At 52.0% G+C, this 17,548-nt stretch carries 19 protein-coding genes; 4 read left to right on the top strand and 15 right to left on the bottom strand.

Translation table 11 applies throughout. From position 1 onward, the window contains the following. The first annotated feature begins 43 nt into the window (after positions 1–43). The 4 genes from yidC (at position 44) to KO497_RS01680 (ending at position 3,982) form a co-directional block, all read left to right on the top strand. Positions 44–1,855 (top strand): membrane protein insertase YidC, encoded by a 1,812-nt coding sequence (gene yidC / locus KO497_RS01695; RefSeq protein WP_215942239.1) that lies wholly within the window; start codon positions 44–46, stop codon positions 1,853–1,855. A 16-nt stretch (positions 1,856–1,871) separates the two neighbouring features. Continuing rightward, positions 1,872–2,519 (top strand): ribosome biogenesis GTP-binding protein YihA/YsxC, encoded by a 648-nt coding sequence (yihA, locus tag KO497_RS01690; protein WP_215942238.1) that lies wholly within the window; start codon positions 1,872–1,874, stop codon positions 2,517–2,519. A gap of 71 nt (positions 2,520–2,590) precedes the next feature. Continuing rightward, positions 2,591–3,472 carry an acetylglutamate kinase gene (gene argB / locus KO497_RS01685; RefSeq protein WP_215942237.1) on the top strand — a complete coding sequence of 294 codons (882 nt, stop codon included), beginning with the start codon at positions 2,591–2,593 and terminating at the stop codon, positions 3,470–3,472. Next, positions 3,473–3,982 carry a SixA phosphatase family protein gene (locus tag KO497_RS01680; protein ID WP_215942236.1) on the top strand — a complete coding sequence of 170 codons (510 nt, stop codon included), beginning with the start codon at positions 3,473–3,475 and terminating at the stop codon, positions 3,980–3,982. A gap of 69 nt (positions 3,983–4,051) precedes the next feature. Here the strand turns inward: KO497_RS01680 and KO497_RS01675 are convergent, their stop codons facing one another. The 15 genes from KO497_RS01675 to rpsM form a co-directional block, all read right to left on the bottom strand. After that, on the bottom strand, positions 4,052–4,843 hold the full coding sequence (locus KO497_RS01675) for an amino acid ABC transporter ATP-binding protein (RefSeq protein WP_289846644.1): 792 nt from the start codon (positions 4,841–4,843) through the stop codon (positions 4,052–4,054). Between the two features lie 15 nt (positions 4,844–4,858). Next, a complete protein-coding gene (locus KO497_RS01670; RefSeq protein WP_215942235.1) occupies positions 4,859–6,163 on the bottom strand; it encodes an ABC transporter permease subunit in 1,305 nt (434 codons plus the stop codon). Between the two features lies 1 nt (position 6,164). Continuing rightward, on the bottom strand, positions 6,165–7,385 hold the full coding sequence (locus KO497_RS01665; protein ID WP_215942234.1) for an amino acid ABC transporter permease: 1,221 nt from the start codon (positions 7,383–7,385) through the stop codon (positions 6,165–6,167). A gap of 139 nt (positions 7,386–7,524) precedes the next feature. Next, a complete protein-coding gene (locus KO497_RS01660; RefSeq protein ID WP_215942233.1) occupies positions 7,525–8,556 on the bottom strand; it encodes an amino acid ABC transporter substrate-binding protein in 1,032 nt (343 codons plus the stop codon). A gap of 313 nt (positions 8,557–8,869) precedes the next feature. Continuing rightward, a complete protein-coding gene (locus KO497_RS01655) occupies positions 8,870–9,580 on the bottom strand; it encodes an ATP12 family chaperone protein (protein ID WP_215942232.1) in 711 nt (236 codons plus the stop codon). Positions 9,581–9,583: 3 nt separating this feature from the next. After that, positions 9,584–10,252, bottom strand: coding sequence for an HAD-IA family hydrolase (locus KO497_RS01650; RefSeq protein ID WP_215942231.1), 669 nt, complete (start codon positions 10,250–10,252; stop codon positions 9,584–9,586). Continuing rightward, positions 10,249–11,289: an RluA family pseudouridine synthase gene (locus KO497_RS01645; protein WP_215942230.1), complete on the bottom strand. Its 1,041-nt coding sequence runs from the start codon at positions 11,287–11,289 to the stop codon at positions 10,249–10,251. The genes KO497_RS01650 and KO497_RS01645 overlap by 4 nt, the downstream gene beginning before the upstream one ends. After that, positions 11,286–11,660: a fluoride efflux transporter CrcB gene (crcB, locus tag KO497_RS01640; RefSeq protein ID WP_215942229.1), complete on the bottom strand. Its 375-nt coding sequence runs from the start codon at positions 11,658–11,660 to the stop codon at positions 11,286–11,288. Before crcB ends, KO497_RS01645 begins: the two co-directional genes overlap by 4 nt. A 68-nt stretch (positions 11,661–11,728) precedes the next feature. Beyond that, entirely contained in the window at positions 11,729–13,051 is a 1,323-nt protein-coding gene (locus KO497_RS01635) for a replication-associated recombination protein A (RefSeq protein WP_215942228.1), read from the bottom strand. Between the two features lie 85 nt (positions 13,052–13,136). Beyond that, positions 13,137–13,724 carry an acyl-homoserine-lactone synthase gene (locus KO497_RS01630; RefSeq protein WP_215942227.1) on the bottom strand — a complete coding sequence of 196 codons (588 nt, stop codon included), beginning with the start codon at positions 13,722–13,724 and terminating at the stop codon, positions 13,137–13,139. A gap of 53 nt (positions 13,725–13,777) precedes the next feature. After that, positions 13,778–14,389: an autoinducer binding domain-containing protein gene (locus KO497_RS01625; protein ID WP_215942226.1), complete on the bottom strand. Its 612-nt coding sequence runs from the start codon at positions 14,387–14,389 to the stop codon at positions 13,778–13,780. 317 nt (positions 14,390–14,706) lie between these two features. Beyond that, complete coding sequence (gene rplQ, locus KO497_RS01620; protein WP_215942225.1) at positions 14,707–15,132, bottom strand: 50S ribosomal protein L17; 426 nt, start codon at positions 15,130–15,132, stop codon at positions 14,707–14,709. Positions 15,133–15,284: 152 nt separating this feature from the next. After that, positions 15,285–16,301, bottom strand: a complete 1,017-nt coding sequence (locus tag KO497_RS01615; RefSeq protein ID WP_215942224.1) for a DNA-directed RNA polymerase subunit alpha — start codon at positions 16,299–16,301, stop codon at positions 15,285–15,287. A 120-nt stretch (positions 16,302–16,421) separates the two neighbouring features. Further along, positions 16,422–16,811 (bottom strand): 30S ribosomal protein S11, encoded by a 390-nt coding sequence (gene rpsK / locus KO497_RS01610; protein WP_215942223.1) that lies wholly within the window; start codon positions 16,809–16,811, stop codon positions 16,422–16,424. 15 nt (positions 16,812–16,826) lie between these two features. After that, the gene (gene rpsM / locus KO497_RS01605; protein ID WP_215942222.1) at positions 16,827–17,195 is read right to left on the bottom strand and encodes a 30S ribosomal protein S13; all 369 of its coding nucleotides are present in this window, start codon (positions 17,193–17,195) and stop codon (positions 16,827–16,829) included. Positions 17,196–17,548 lie beyond the last annotated feature (353 nt).

The raw sequence follows: 17,548 nt of genomic DNA, 5'->3' as shown, positions 1-17,548 counted from the left end.
GGGTTGAACCTCCCAGACCAATTCCAAAAATCAGGCGACCGTGATGGACGATCAAAATAAGAACCTGATCCTCGCAGTAGTACTCAGCGGGATCGTGTTACTGGGCTGGCAGGTGTTTTTTCCTGCCCAAGAGCCAACAGCATCTGTGACTTCAACAAACGTGCTTGAGACAAGTGATGGCTCAATTGCCCTCGCACCTCCGAGTACGGACAGCGGCGACATCGTGATCGATGCAACGACCGCAGTCCCAAGTACAGCCGAACAAGCCCCTCGCGTGACGATTGAAACAGATCGCGTACAAGGGTCGATCTCATTGGCAGGCGGTCGCATCGACGACCTGTCGTTGAAAGATTACACTGTCGACATCGACAGCGATGAAATCGTGACCCTGCTGACACCGGTTGGCACCGATGCGCCCTATTATGCCGTTTACGGCTGGGCACCCGGTGGTGATCTTGACCAAGATGATGTGCCTGGCGCCAATACAGTCTGGTCTGTTGAAGCTGGCGAGACACTCACAGTTGACACGCCGATTACACTCGCTTGGACAAACACCAAAGGCCTGACCTTCCGTCGCACAATCGCGATCGATACAGATTACATGTTCTCGATCACGCAATCCGTTGAAAACGACGGCACTGATGCGGCCCGCTTGGCCGCTTACGGCATTGTCGCGCGCCACGGCACGCCTGATGTATCCAAATATTTCGTGCTGCACGAAGGCCTTGTCCGTCAAGCCGACAAAGACCTTGAGGAAGCCGATTACAAAGATATCGCCGATTACGACTTTGATGCACGCGAAGGTGGAAATGTGTCCATCGAACAAGTCGAAGAAAACGGCTGGCTTGGCTTTACAGATAAAAACTGGATGACCTCTTTGGTTCCACAACCGGGCCAAAGCTTCACATCCGTTGTAAAATTTGTTCCCGGATCAGAAATCTACCAAGTTGAATCTCGTTTGCCGGCCCAAGTTGTTGAACCTGGTGCTTCGGTGCAAAACACCACATATCTTTTTGCAGGCGCCAAAGAATGGGAAGCCATCAAAGGCTATCAAGATGATTTGGGGGTTTACCGCTTCATCTACTCCATTGACTGGGGCATTTTCTTCTTCTTTACCCAACCGATCTTCCGCTTGCTGCACGCCATCAACGGCCTCATTGGCAATATGGGCTGGTCCATTATTGCTCTGACGGTGTTGATCAAAGGCATCATGTTCCCGCTCGCCTATAAATCTTACGTCTCTATGGCACGCATGAAAGAACTGCAGCCAGAGATGGAAAAGATGAAAGAAGAAGCTGGAGATGACCGCGAGAAGCTTCAAAAGGGCATGATGGAGCTCTACAAGAAAAACAAAGTGAACCCTGCCTCTGGGTGTTTGCCATTGATCTTGCAAATTCCTGTGTTTTTCTCTCTCTACAAGGTGATTTTCGTAACGATTGAACTTCGGCACGCCCCTTGGGTCGGTTGGATTCGCGATTTGTCGGCCCCAGATCCAAGTTCGATCTTGAACTTATTCGGTCTGTTGTCCTTTGCGCCGCCAGACCCAACATCAATTTTCGCCTTTATCAGTCTTGGCATTCTGCCAATCCTGCTGGGTATTTCCATGTGGTTACAGCAAAAACTTAACCCTGCACCCACCGATCCTGCACAAGCCATGATCTTTGCGTGGATGCCGTGGGTGTTCATGTTCATGCTCGGTAGCTTTGCCTCTGGCCTCGTGCTGTACTGGATATCTAACAACATGATTACCTTTACTCAGCAATATCTCATCATGCGTAGCCACGGTCACAAACCAGAACTTTTTGCCAATATTAAAAAGTCCCTGCGCCTCAAGAAAAAGGAAGGTTCGGCCTAAGGGCCGTATCACCCCTATGAAACTAACATTTCCCATTGCGGAACCAGATGCGGCGGCCCTCGAGAAGGGTCGCCTCCTCTTTTCTGGCGAAACTGACTTTGTTAAAGGCGTGGTTGCCATGGACGGCATGCCGCCTGATGACCGCATAGAAATTTGCTTTGCAGGTCGCTCGAACGTTGGCAAATCAACTTTGATCAATGCGCTGACAGGCCGCAAAGCCTTGGCGCGTGCGTCTAACACCCCTGGCCGCACGCAAGAAATTAACTTTTTCACCTGTGCTGACAGCCATTATGTGGTCGATCTTCCAGGATATGGCTTTGCCAAAGCGCCCAAAGACACGGTCGCAAAATGGCAACGTTTATTGAAAGCCTACCTGTCTGGCCGCGCGACTTTGCGCCGCGCTTTTGTGCTGATCGACAGTCGTCACGGCGTGAAAGCCGTGGACGAAGAAATCATGTCTTTGCTTGATCGCTCTGCCGTGACCTTTCAGGTTGTTATGACCAAGGCCGACAAAGTGAAAGACGCCGAACGCGAGAAAAATTTGGCGCAAACCCGCGAGGCTGTGTCCAAACATCCCGCGGCCTACCCAGAGTTGATCGTGACATCCTCGGAAAAAGGCTGGGGCATCGATATACTTCGTGCCGTCATTTCAACGCTGGAATAACCGTTTATCTTGTGAGGTGCCGCATCGATGGCATACACTCAATCGGACATAACCCTTTGGACCTCTAAGCCATGAAGACACAAGACATGAACCGAGACTGGATCGCCACCGCCCGCACATTGTCCCAAGCCCTGCCCTATTTGCAGCGCTATGAAGGCGCCACTGTGGTCATCAAATTGGGCGGCAACGCAATGGGGTCTGACGAGGCCATGGAAAGCTTTGCGCGCGATGTCGTTTTGATGCAGCAAGTCGGCGTCAAGCCTGTGGTCGTGCATGGTGGCGGTCCGATGATCAACAAAATGCTGGCCGATCTGAACATCAAATCCGAGTTCGTCAACGGCAAACGCGTGACAGATAAAGCCACGGTAGAAGTTGTCGAGATGGTGCTGTCAGGCCTTGTGAACAAGCGCATCGTGCAAGCGATCAACAGCCAAGGTGGCCGCGCGGTGGGCATTTCTGGCAAAGACGCCAATCTGATGATCTGCGAACAAACGAACCCCGATCTTGGCTTTGTCGGCACCCCCACGGACATGGACCCATCCATCATCGACGAACTGGGTCAAGCGGGTCTAATCCCCGTGATCGCGCCCTTGGGCTTTGGCCGCAATGGAGAGACCTTTAACGTCAACGGCGACACCGCTGCGGGTGCTATCGCTGGTGCGCTCAACGCGGATCGTTTGTTGCTTTTGACAGATGTGTCAGGCGTCAAAGGCGCGGATGGCGCGGTAATGACTTCACTTGATTCAGATATGATCCGCAAGTTCACAGAAGATGGCGTAATCGCTGGCGGCATGATCCCCAAAACCGAAACGGCACTGGCGGCTTTGGCCGATGGCGTGCGTGCGGTGGTTATCTTGGATGGCCGTGCGCCGAATGCTTGCTTGCTTGAGCTGTTCACTGAACACGGTGCGGGATCTTTGATCCGCAACGCCGATCCATTATCTAACGCCTAGATGAGGTTGCGGCTGATCCTGACGCGGCATGCGAAATCAAGCTGGGACGACCCTTTGCTTGACGACATTGACCGCCCTCTAAACACACGCGGACAACGCGATGCAGACCGCGTGGGGCGATGGCTGTCAGCAAAGGGCTACCACCCTGACCAAGCCATGATCTCGGTCGCGCGTAGAACTCAAGAGACATGGTCACGCATCCAAGAGACCGCCTCGACGGGCGACACGGAGTGTTTGTTTCATCAAGGGCTTTACCTCGCATCAAGTGATCGCATTTTGCAACAACTGCGAAGCGCGGGAGGCCAGACTGTTATCATGATTGCACATAACCCAGGGATCGGTGACTTTGCAGCGCGTTTTGCCAAGACATCGCCCGCACATGCAGATTTCGCACGCTACCCTACCTGTGCGACAACTGTGTTTGATGTCGCGGCTGACAATTGGTCACAGGTTCGATTCGGGGAAAATACTATTTTGGATTTCTGCGTACCCCGTGAGCTCAGTGACTGAACTATTCACTTGATAGCCCCATAAAAAAAGGCGCCCAGCGGCGCCTTTTCCTTTGTTTGGTTGAAAGCCTTAGTGACCCAAAATCTGACTGAGGAACAATTTGGTCCGCTCTGATTTTGGATTGTTAAAGAACTCTTCTGGTTCGTTTTGTTCAACGATCTGACCTTGGTCCATAAAGATCACGCGGTTGGCCACCTGACGGGCAAAGCCCATCTCGTGCGTCACGCAAAGCATAGTCATGCCCTCTTCCGCGAGCTCGATCATGGTGTCGAGCACCTCTTTGATCATCTCAGGGTCAAGCGCCGATGTCGGCTCGTCAAACAGCATGATACGTGGCTGCATGCACAAAGAGCGCGCAATCGCCACACGCTGCTGCTGACCACCTGACAACATACCGGGGTATTTGTTCGCTTGATCAGGGATTTTCACCTTTTCAAGGAAATGCATCGCCAATTCTTCGGCTTCCTTTTTCGGGGTTTTACGCACCCACATTGGCGCCAAAGTACAATTCTCAAGAATCGTCAGATGCGGGAAGAGGTTGAAGTGCTGAAAGCACATGCCAACTTCTGAGCGGATCTTGTCGATGTTCTTGAGGTCTGAGGACAGTTCAGTGCCGTCGACAATGATCTGCCCCTTCTGGTGCTCTTCCAAACGGTTGATACAGCGGATCATCGTGGATTTGCCTGACCCTGATGGGCCTGCGATAACGATACGCTCACCACGTTGAACGGTCAGGTTGATGTCACGCAGAACGTGGAAATCACCATACCATTTGTTCATATTGGTGATCTGAATCGCCACCTCATCAGAGACGTTCATTTTGCTACGGTCGACGACGCGGTCTAGAGTTTCAGTAGACATAGATAGTCTCCTTTCTTAACGATGATCGGTGCGAAGCTTTTGCTCCAGCCACTGCGAATAACGGGACATTGAAAAACAGCAGACCCAAAAGATTAGTCCGATGAAGATGTACAATTCCCATGTGATGCCGTTCCATTCCGAGTTGGCGCGAATAGATTGAGCCGCCGCCAACATGTCAAAGATACCAATAAAGAAGACCAAAGTGGTGTCTTTGAACAGGCCAATGAAAGTGTTCACGATACCAGGGATCGAAATCTTCAAAGCCTGCGGCATAATGATTAATCTTTGAGCTTGCCAGTAATCCAAGCCCAAAGCGTCAGCAGCCTCGTATTGACCTTTCGGCAAAGCCGCCAAGCCACCACGGATCACTTCGGCCATGTAAGCGCTTGAGAAAATCGTAACCATAACGATCACACGCACTGTCAGATCAAAGGTCACAGAGGGCGGCAAGAAGTAGTTCAACAACAAAGACGCTGTGAACAACAAAGTGATCAAAGGCACGCCGCGGAAGAACTCGATAAAGCCCACACACATCATTTTGACGAGCGGTAAATCAGACTTACGCCCCAGCGCCAAGACGATGCCAATCGGCAAAGACAGTGCGATACCTGAGACACCGATAATCATAGAGATCACGAAGCCACCAAGTTCACGGCTTTGGATTTCGCGCAACGGAAACAGTGGGGCAACACTATTCAGCCCGCCGACAACAAGTGGGCCAATCAAGAACCACCAGACCAGTGCGGCAACAACCGCGATCAACGCGGAAAGGCCAGAACCTGTGTAGCCGCTTGCAATCTTGCCCGCGTAATAAGCCACGATAAACCCTGCAGCGACGCCAATCGGCCCCCACAAAGACCCGCCCCAGATCAGCCAGACCATCAAAAACGGATAGACCACTGTGACGAACAACAGCTTGCGTGGCACGGTTTCAAACAGCACAGGTGCAATAGCAACAAGCAACAAGACAAAGGCAACATGGGTGCGCCAGTATTCAGAGGACGGAAAGAACGTGCCATAGAAAATCTGCTGCCAACGTTCATTGATAACAGCCCAACAAGCCGCATGAGCGCCGTCTAGAATTTCACGACATTCCGCCAAGGAACTTGCATTCCACACGCCGCCAAACATCCACGGGATGATTGAAGACAAAGCCGAATAGATCACGAAGACCGAAAGAAGCGTCAGAATGGTATTGAACCAGCCAGAAAATAAGTTTTCTTTGATCCATTTAGCAGGGCCAACTTCACCGCGTGGGGGCGGCAGTTGTTCCAACATGTGAGTGCGCACAAAGGCGATGGTCGATTTTTGATCCGTCATCTTAGCGCTCCTTCAATTTCATGGATTTGTTGTAGACGTTCATGCCGGATGAAATCAGCAGTGAAACAACGAGATAAATCATCATCATCAACAGCATACATTCCAACTCGCGGCCGGTGTTGTTCATCGTCGTCCCGCCCAAAGTGGCGCGCAAGTCTTGGTAACCAACGGCCAAAGCGAGAGACGAGTTTTTGGTCAGGTTCAGGAACTGTGAAATCAGCGGTGGAATGATCACCCGCAACGCCTGCGGTAAGATCACAAGGTTCATGGTGCGTGAAGGACGCATGCCCAGGGCGAAAGCGGCCTCGGATTGTCCTTTGGAAATCGCCAAGATGCCAGAGCGCACAATCTCGGCAATGAACGACCCCGTGTAAACAGACAGAGCCAGCCACAACGCCAAGAAGGAGTTGGACAGCTGAATGCCGCCTTGAAAGTTAAAGCCTTTCAGCGCGGGAGAAACCAAAGCGATCGGGCGACCCAAGATGAAAAATACCAACAGGGTTGGCACAGCAAAAATCGCCAGTTTAATCCAAACATTTGGCAAGATTTGCCCCGTGGCTTCAAAGCGGCGTTTAGACCAGCGGCCAAAGGCCCAGATTGCCACAAGCGACAGCAAAAAGGTGATAACGACGAAAACAGAACCTGCGCCCCATTCAGGTCTTGGGATGTAGGTCCCGCGCCCTGTGACCGCAACACTGTCCCAAAGCCACATAGACGCATCGGGGTTTTCACCGCGGAAGGCTCTAGGTTGCGGCAAGGCTTCAGACAAAACAGCCATAGTGGCAATGATCCAGATCACGACGGGAATATTGCGGAAAGTTTCCACATAAACAGTCATGATTTTTGCAACCAGCCAGTTTTTCGACAGACGTAAAACACCAGCTGTCACACCGATAAGCGTCGCCAAGATGCAGCCCAAGAAGGCAACAAACAGCGTGTTGAGCAATCCAACATAAGCGGCGCGCAGGTTGCTCGATTGCGAACTATAGTCAACGAGAACCTGTTGAATGTCGTAGTTGGAAGGATTTGAAAGAAAGCCGAAATCAATCTCTTTGCCCAAGCTGGCAAGGTTGCGATTGACGTTCACAAGCAAGAAAACAGCAATCATCACAAAGGCGATCACAGCGATGACTTGGATTGTTATGGCTCTGTACCGTGTGTCGTAAAGCAGTTGGCTGATGCGAAAACCATCGGCCTTTGGTGGGTCTATCATTGTCGTCATTGTAGACTGTCCCCCATGTCCCCGTTTTTGACGCAAAATTCGATGAAGGCGCGCTTCGTCGTTTCGGTCATTTATTATTTTAGTGGTGTTTAGATATGAAAAGGGCGCGGAATTATCCGCGCCCCATAGTCACTAAATCCTAGCGGAAAGGTGGAGAGTAGATCAGGCCACCTTCTGTCCAAAGCGCGTTCAAGCCACGAGCCAGACCAACTGGTGTGCTTTCACCAATGTTCGCCTCAAAGGTTTCGCCGTAGTTGCCAACCATCGTGATAACGTTGAAAGCCCAGTCGTTTGGCAAGCCAAGCATCGCACCGAGTTCGCCTTCAACGCCGAGCAAACGGTTGATTTCAGGGTTGTCAGTGCCAGCAGCCATTTCTGCGGCATTCGCAGATGTCACACCAAGCTCTTCAGCAGAAACCATTGCGTTGAGTGTCCAACGTACAACGTCACCCCATTCGGAATCGCCGTGGCGTACAAGTGGGCCGAGCGGCTCTTTCGAGATGATTTCTGGCAGAACCACGTAATCGCTTGGGTTCTCGAATGACGCACGAGACGCAGCCAAAGCAGAGGCGTCAGTTGTGTAAACGTCACACGCACCAGCAAGGAATTGGTTTTGCGCTTCTGTGAAGCTTTCTACAGGCACAGGCTCATAGTCCATACCATTGGTGCGGAAGTAGTCAGCCAAGTTCAACTCGGTGGTTGTACCTGTTTCAATACAAACAGTCGCACCTTCAAGTTCTTTCGCAGAAGACACACCAAGATCTTTTGGAATCATAAAGCCCTGGCCGTCGTAGTAGTTTACGCCAGTGAATTCTGCCTTAAGGTCAACATCGCGAGAGAATGTCCATGTTGTGTTACGTGCCAACATGTCAACTTCGCCGGATGACAAAGCAGTGAAACGCACAGCAGATGTCAGGGGTGTGTATTCAACTTTTTCAGGGTCGCCGAAAATCGCAGCAGCAACAGCGCGGCAAAGATCTACGTCAAAACCTTTCCAAACGCCGCTTGCATCTGGAGCAGCAAAACCGGGTGTACCTGGGTTCACACCACACTTAAGTGCGCCGTGGTCTTTCACAGCTGCCAGCGTAGATGATCCTGCGTCTTGAGCCATCGCCCCTGTCGCAACGAGACCAGCCGCAGCCAAAGTACCCATAAATACAGATTTTTTCATTTTTACCTCTTCCTGATTGTACGTTTTTTACAACGTTAGTTCGGCCATTATTTTGCCGATAATATTCGAAAAAAGCGCGTGAGCACCTTCACTACGGACAAGTTGAAAGGAATCATCGCATATCGTCAAGTGTGCGATCACGGATTTGCATATTTACTGTGCGTAAGTATAAATCTGAGGCGAAACAGGCCAGCCTTGCATCTGACGCCAATATAGCATCAGATAGCGTCAATCATTGGTAAATCAAAAATATCTAAGGCATTTTCCATGCCTGCTCAGCCAGATATCAAACCTGCAGAATAACGCTCTGCCGCTATTTTTGCGCCATATGGTAAAAATCATAGGCATGCACAAAACTTTTGCGCTTTATGTCTGCCACAAGGGTCGCCTCATCATCTTCACCCCATTGCGCGATTTGAAAGCTCTCATCAACCCGCGAGAGTTCCCAAAGCGCTTGTGGCGGGTGCAATGATTCGGTAGCGGCAAATCCCAAAGCCAATGACCCACTCAGCGACACGAGGTCATGAAATGCTGACAATTGAAATTTATCAAACGCATGGACCCTTGCGCGCAGCTTGGCCAAAGCGGTTTCATTTTGAGCAACCGGCATCACACCTTGGCGGGTCTCCAAACGTACACCGTAAGTGTCGAGCAGCCAGTCAAGAATAGGGTCCCAAGCCTGCGCCTGTTGGGCCACCAGTTCTTGTGGAAATGTCGCGCGATAACACAAAAGATCACTATCGCCGTATTCCGCCAGCATATCTGCGACCTCGGCGTGCTGGACACTGACTTTATCAATGGCCGCATTAGCACCACGGGTGAAGGGCATAACATTCGGGTCGATCTCGCCCTCTTGCGCATCCCATTCCAGACGCACCTGCTCAGCCATCGTTTCAGTCGGCACAACCAAAAGCGCTTTGGCCGGGGTGCGCACATTGCGACCATCCAAGAGCACGGTGAACCCGTCCTCAACCGCTGCTACAGTTGTGTTCTTCCAAAAACGTTTGGCCGCAAAGTCCGCCACAGTTTAATCCTTCCAAATCTCATCAAGCGCGTTATCCAGCGCTGCAAAATCATCAATTACAATACTGGCACCTGTGTCTTTCAATGCGCCCGCACCGTGATAGCCCCAAGACACGCCAATAGCCGCAACGCGGGCCGCGCGGGCCATTTCCATGTCATAAGTCGTGTCACCAATAACGACAGCGTTTTGCGCTGTCACATCGCAATCCGCCAAACAGCTTTGCACCATCGAGGGATGCGGTTTGGACGGATGATCATCCGCGCATTGCGTGCTGACGAAATGATCCGCGAAAGGCCACATCTCAAGCAAAGCATCCAAGCCACGACGACTTTTGCCTGTGGCTATAGCCAATAGCATGTCTTCACGTTTAGCCAGTCGTGCAATCGCGGCTTCAGCTCCTGCAAACAATGGAATGACAGCATCTTGCTTGAGACGATTTTCATTGAAATCGGCTTTGTAATCTTCGACGAGTTGCACAATCGTAGCGTCGCTCACATCGGGTGCCAGCTCGCGGATCGCATAGGGCAAAGACAGGCCTACGATGGACAAGATCGCATTACGCGAGGGCACCGCGATCTGTGCCGCTTCGAAAGCCGCCGTCATCGACGCGATGATATGCGCCTGACTGTCGACCAAAGTGCCGTCGACATCAAAGATAACAAGTTTGGTCATCGCAATGTCTCGAAAGGATCTTCGGCCGCCAAACTTTCGTGCCAATCGAAAGTCTCCCAGCTGTTTTTCATATGCTCGGGCAATGGCGCTGTCACGCTGAGTTCTTTTTTGGTTACAGGGTGTTCAAACGCAATACGGCGTGCGTGCAGGTGCAATTTTTTGCTAATCACGCCACCAAGCTGCGCGCCCCATCCGTCGCCCATGTTTTCTTGGCCAGAGCCGCCGTATTTGCCGTCACCAACGATAGGGTGGCCAATCTCGGCCATATGCACACGCAACTGGTGGGTGCGCCCCGTCAAAGGCTCCATCGCCACCCAAGACGCGCGGCTGCCCACACGGTAGAGCGTGGCGTAAAGCGAACTCGCCCGTTTCGCGCCCGGCGTGCTGTCGACATCGCGCGGATGAACGGCGTGCATCTTTTCGCCCTCGCCGCCTTTGCCGCGCCCCATGGCTTTGACCAGACCATATTTGATCTCGCCCAAATAGGGCACAGGCACGCCCGCCACCAAGGCCCAGTAAATTTTACGGGTGTTGCGGTGACGGAAGGCTTCGGTCAGTTTCGTCGCCATCGCAGGGGTGCGCGCCAGAACCAAAGCACCCGAAGTGTCTTTGTCCAAACGGTGCACCAGACGTGGCTTTTCGTCATAACCAAAGCGCAAGGCTTCAGACAGGACATCCACGTGGCGCGTCTGCTTAGACCCCCCCTGTGTCGGCAGACCGGCAGGTTTGTTGATCACGATAATATGGTCGTCTTTGTACAACACTGCATCACGCATCATTTTGATGTCCGCGTTGGTGATGCGAATGGTGTTATGTGCTGGAGCCTCTGAATCGGGCAGCGGCGGGACACGCACTACATTACCAGGACCAACGCGGGTGTTGGATTTCACCCGCCCCCCATCAACGCGAATATCGCCCTTGCGGCACATCTTTTCGATATTGCCTTGCGTCACCAAAGGAAACGATTTGCGGAACCAACGGTCAAGACGCTGCTCAGGTTGATCGTCTCCGATCGTTATCATTTGAACCTTGCTCATGCGAAGAAACCTCGTGCCACTGTGAGACCAAAAGCAATGCCGCCAAGCGCCAAAGCCAAAGTCCCGAATACGTAAAAAGCCGCAAGCCCGAATTGGCCGCGCTCATAGATCGTAATCGCATCAAGCGAAAACGCAGAATAAGTGGTAAACCCACCCAAGACACCTGTCATAAGCAATGGCGCAAATCGATTGCCCGATTTTTCTGCCAAGACCACGACCAAAACACCCATCAAGAACGACCCTAAAAAATTGACACTCATCGTTCCCCAAGGGAATCCCTTGCCCAACAAACGCGTCATGCCAATGCCAGTCAGGTAACGGGCCGAAGCCCCGATGGCGCCCCCAAGGGCCACTTGCAGTAGAGGTGTCATGTTCACTGTCCTTTTGCCTGTTCCTTGGGTGGCAGAGGGTAAAATGTCAACAGATATAGGCGCACATGTCACTCTGATGACCGCTTGGCCCGTAGCTTTTCGAAATAGGCGACCCTTTTGGCCAAATCACGCTCGAACCCCCGTTCAATTGGTGCATAGAACTGGGTGCGCGGCAAAGTGTCAGGGAAAAAGTTTTGTCCCGAAAACCCGTCCTCAGAATCGTGGTCATAGGCATAGCCTGCGCCGTAACCTTGTTCTTGCATCATTTTGGTTGGGGCGTTCAAAATGTGTTTGGGGGGCGGTTCCGAGCCTGTTTTGCGCGCCGCCTCACGCGCGGCTTTATAGGCCACATAGCCCGCGTTGGATTTCGGCGCCAGCGCCAGATAGATCACCGCCTGCGACAGCGCCAATTCGCCCTCAGGCGACCCCAATCGCTCATAAGTTTCCCATGCGTGCATGCAAATTGTTTGCGCCTGCGGGTCGGCCAAGCCGATGTCTTCCACAGCCATGCGCACAAAGCGCCGTGCCAAATAGCGGGGATCTTCGCCACCTTCCAACATGCGCGCAAACCAATACAGTGCCGCGTCTGGGTCAGAACCACGCACGGATTTGTGCAACGCGGAAATCAGATTGTAATGCTCTTCGCCGGATTTGTCGTATTTCGCAGCGCGCCGCATCAAGCGTTTGCCAAGTTGGTCCGATGTCAGCGGTTCTGTGACTTTCCATGCCATGATCTGTTCGATCAGATTCAGCAATGTGCGCCCGTCGCCATCTGCCATCTCAAACAGGGTCGCGCGCGCTCGCGCGTCCAGCGGCATGGTCCGGTCAAGTTCTTCTTCAGCTCGTGTGGCCATCAGCGCCAAATCAGCCAATGACAGACGTTCCAATACCATCACCTGACTGCGCGACATCACCGCTGCGTTCAGTTCGAAGCTTGGGTTCTCGGTGGTGGCCCCCACAAGCAAGATGGTGCCATCTTCCATATGCGGTAAAAAGCTATCCTGCTGGGCTTTGTTGAACCTGTGTATCTCGTCCACGAATAACAGAGTGCCCTTGCCGTTCTGACGGCGCAGCTTTGCCGCCTCGAACACTTTGCGCAAGTCCGGAACACCGGTGAAAATCGCAGAAATTTGTACAAAATGCAGATCGGTTTCGTCGGCCAACAGCCGCGCGATGGTGGTCTTGCCCACACCAGGAGGACCCCAGAAAATGATCGACGACAAAGACCCAGAGGCCAGCATCACGCCAAGCGGAGCCTCCGCCCCCAGCACCTGCGCTTGGCCGATCACATCCCCAAGCGCTTTGGGCCGCAGCCGATCCGCCAACGGGCTTGGCGTCAACGGGCTTTTGTGTGACTTGGGAACTTCATCTGTGGTGAAAAGATCTGACATGCCCGCACATTACGCCGCAAAGCAGTGTCATAAAAGAGAAAACGGGGCCGATATGGCGCGTCTCGGCCCCGATCTTGAATACATACTAGTGCAGTTTATTAGACAGATTAATACGGATACAAGCGTTTTTGGTGCCATCCATATCCATTACGCGTCCGATCACGTCGATATCAAGACCAACACGACGCCCCCAACGAGGACCGTTTTCTGGAATCAAGCCGATCACAGATGTGGCCCCCAATGCCCGAGCAGACAGGGTCATCTCGTTGATCAGATTCATCTGAACACGCATACGGCTTTTCGCTGGCACACGATGTGACACGAAAATACGACTTGATTCCCAAACATGCTGTGCAACTGGTGCCTCATCAAACAGCAGATCTGACGGGATACTGTCTAACAACCCACGCTGAGCATCGCGGATCATGTAAGAATAAATGCCACATTTCGTTGTCGTAGGGGTCAATCGGATACCGGCCAAAACTTCGCCAAACTCGTGCACTGCGATCCAACGGGATGCAGGTGTATCATATTGATCATATTCCATTCCGTCAGCTTGGGGTAAATCCCATTTGGCTTGCTGAATAAATGTTTCATGTCTGGCGCGAAGCATGTTCGCAAAAAGATCGCCATGGTTGTGTAAATTTGTGAAAGAAAGGGTAGTCGTTTGCATGGTATTCTCCAGTGCTGGTTGAGTTCTTCAACGCAACGCGAGAGCTTGCACCATCACAACAGCTTAATCTCCTTGGCTTTTTGAATTGCCTCTGAAGTGGTCCGCGCCATTAGACGCTCTCGGGCCGATACCAATCGTGCTTTTAGCGCACTTTCAGAAATCCCGAGTTTGGCCGCGGCAGCTGCGTGACGATCACCGCCCGCGATGCACCGGAGGGCCTGAATTTGGGCCTGTGTCAGTTGTGTTTGGGGTTCAGACACCTCATGCAAAGTGCGCACGACGGTCGCAATTTTTGCGATCTCAGCATCAGTAAACTCGCGGTCTGTGCGGGAACACCCGACAATAGAGCGCGACTGAACCGGTCCACAAGACACGGCCATTCCGTAATTCAGGCCGAATTCAGCGGCCTGCCTCCAAATATTAAATGGATCGGGGAGTTCTATTTCGCTCCACCTTGTTTGTCCTTCAGTGCTCAACCCCCAAGCGATCATAGGGTCGCGCAAGGCATAAGCATTCGTTGTGTAATGCTCCAACCACTTGGGATCATACGTCGACTGATACACCAAAGGCGCCGCAAAACGAATGTGCAGGCCAGCGGTATAGCCAACAGGCGCAGCGGTGCGCAGTTGTGCAAATAGACGATTGAGTTCTGTGGTACTGGACATGAAAGCTCATTCACTATCAAAAGGATGGCAACCTAAAGGCGACTGCCACCCTCGACGCTAAACTAACAGTTATCATTTGAAAAGGCTCGATTACCAAAATTCAGACGACGAAGTTAACTTACCTAACGAAATGACAGCTTTCTCATAAGCCGATACAATCAACGCAACCAATAAACCCTAAGTCTCCATACAATTATAGATTGAAAGACAGATTTCACGCCTTTGCTACGTCACGTTACCGCGAAACCACAGGAATCGGCACAAAAAAGGCCCCACTCAAAAAGAGTGGAGCCCAAATTTTAGCATGCTGTGCACAATTATGCGTCAGCGACGGTGCCATCTTCTTCTGCAAGGCGCGCCTTGTCAGCTGCACCTTTGGCAGAGGCATCACGGTCAACGAATTCGATGATCGCCATCGGTGCATTGTCACCGTAGCGGAAGCCAGCGCGTACGATACGCACGTAGCCACCTTGACGCTCAGCGTAACGTGGGCCGAGAATGTCGAAGAGTTTCGCAGCAAACTGTTCTTGCTTGAGCTGGCTTGCGGCTTGACGGCGCGCGTGCAGATCGCCGCGCTTGCCCAAAGTGATCAATTTCTCAATGATCGGGCGCAATTCTTTTGCTTTTGGCAAAGTTGTTTTGATTTGCTCATGTTCGATGAGCGAGCCGGCCATGTTCGCGAACATCGCTTTGCGGTGCTCATGTGTACGGTTCAGGCGGCGGTAACCTCTAGCGTGGCGCATTGTATATCTCCTATAACGTGCTTTTATACTTTGTCTGGCAGCCGATGCGTGTCAGCTACTCTCCTTGAGGATTCTCTTTACAATCGAACCCCGATAGTCCCCGTACCAAACGGGCATTTGCGGGAGGACACTTTCGCGTCCTCCCAAATCTCTTAGAACTGGTCTTCGAATTTCTTAGCCAGATCTTCGATGTTCTCTGGTGGCCATTCTTCAACGTCCATTCCGAGGTGCAGCCCCATACCTGACAACACTTCTTTGATCTCGTTCAAAGATTTGCGGCCAAAGTTTGGTGTGCGGAGCATCTCAGCTTCGGTTTTCTGAATGAGGTCACCGATGTAGACGATGTTGTCGTTCTTGAGGCAGTTCGCGGAACGTACTGACAATTCAAGCTCGTCCACTTTCTTAAGCAGAAGTGGGTTGAACTCGAGACCATCGTCTTCTTCTTGACGGTTGGCAGACTCAGGCTCGTCGAAGTTGACGAAGATACCGAGCTGATCTTGCAGAATGCGCGCGGCGTAAGCCACGGCGTCTTCTGGGGTGACAGAACCATCAGTGTCGATTTTCAATGTGAGTTTGTCATAGTCGAGAACCTGACCTTCGCGGGTCGGCTGCACGTCGTAGGACACTTTTTTCACAGGGGAGTAGATCGCATCGATCGGGATGAGACCGATTGGCGCATCTTCTGGTTTGTTTTTCTCAGCAGACACGTAGCCTTTGCCCGTGTTTACTGTGAGTTCCATGAACAAATCAGCGCCGTCGTCGAGGTGACAGATCACGTGGTCTTTGTTCAAAACTTCAATGCCAGCAGATTCTGAAATGTCACCAGCTGTAACAACCATCGGACCTTTTGCAGAGATGGAAAGGCGCTTTGGGCCTTCGACTTCCATGCGCAAAGCCACACCTTTGAGGTTCAAGATAATGTCTGTGACATCTTCGCGAACACCAGCGACCGAAGAAAATTCGTGCAGAACGTTGTCGATCTGTACAGATGTGATGGCAGCACCTTGAAGGGATGACATCAAAATGCGGCGCAGGGCGTTGCCCAGCGTCAGACCGAAGCCACGCTCAAGTGGTTCAGCAATAATAGTCGCTTGACGTGCTGGCTCGTTGCCAGGTTTCACCTCAAGTTGCTGTGGTTTGATGAGCTCGGCCCAATTCTTGTGGATCATGCTGTAGCCTCCATTCTTGTCCCGAACCCATGTCCTGAAGTAGGGGACGCCCGAGGGGTCTTAAAAACGCAAAAACGGATCGCGAGCAAAATCGCCCGCGACCCATAAATAGTAACGAAATTATACGCGGCGACGCTTTGGTGGGCGGCAGCCGTTGTGCGCCATAGGCGTCACGTCACGGATAGATGTGACGTTCAGACCAAGTGCAGCAAGTGCGCGCAATGCGGACTCACGACCAGAACCTGGGCCTTGAACTTCAACTTCCAGAGTTTTAACGCCATGCTCTTGTGCTTTTTTACCAGCATCTTCAGCAGCCATCTGAGCAGCGTAAGGAGTCGATTTACGCGATCCTTTAAAGCCCATTGTGCCAGCAGAAGACCAAGCAATTGCGTTGCCCTGAACGTCAGAGATCAAAATCTTGGTGTTGTTGAAAGTCGAGTTTACGTGAGCAACGCCTGTGGCGATGTTCTTGGAAACTTTTTTCTTAGTACGACGGGTATCACGTGCCATATCGAATAGCCTCCCTTACTTCTTCTTGCCAGCGATGGCTTTCGCAGGACCCTTGCGAGTGCGTGCGTTGGTGTGTGTACGCTGACCGCGTACTGGGAGGTTGCGACGGTGACGCAAGCCTACGTATGAACCAAGGTCCATAGCGCGTTTGATGTTCATCTGCGTTTCACGGCGAAGGTCACCCTCAACAGTGTAGTTCGCGTCGATGTACTCACGAAGTGTCAGAACTTCGGTGTCAGACAGTTCATTAACACGACGAGTTTCCTCGATGCCAACTGCTGCACAGATGTCTTTTGCGGATTTAGATCCAATACCCGTTACATAGGTCAAAGCGATAGGAAGACGCTTGCCTGTAGGGATGTTTACGCCGGCGATACGAGCCAATGTATATTCCTTTTTCGTTGCGATTCCGTAGTGCCGGAACCTTTTTTCACAACGGAAGCCCGCAAGTTTAGACCTACGGGCGTCAGCTGAATGCGATGATCTTTGCGCGCAGACTCGCTACACGCAAAATTTTCCTGTTAAGGATGGGTTGCCATAGATGCGAATCGGGCCAAGGTCAACCGCCAACAACCTGATCTCATCAATTATATCCAAAACGGTCACTCTGGACACATGCGTAGCCCTTTAAAAGGCCTAAAACCTTGCGCATGGACGCATTGGAAGCATTAGGAATCGGCAAGTCACCCCCGTCAGGCACATTGCACGACCAAAGCAAAGGGCGCGTCAATCTCTTG

Origin of the sequence: Pacificibacter marinus (assembly GCF_018860665.1) — a bacterium.
GTDB lineage: Bacteria > Pseudomonadota > Alphaproteobacteria > Rhodobacterales > Rhodobacteraceae > Celeribacter > Celeribacter marinus_A.
The sequence above is the reverse complement of the archived record's forward strand: the minus strand, read 5'-3'. Positions and strand labels throughout refer to the sequence as shown.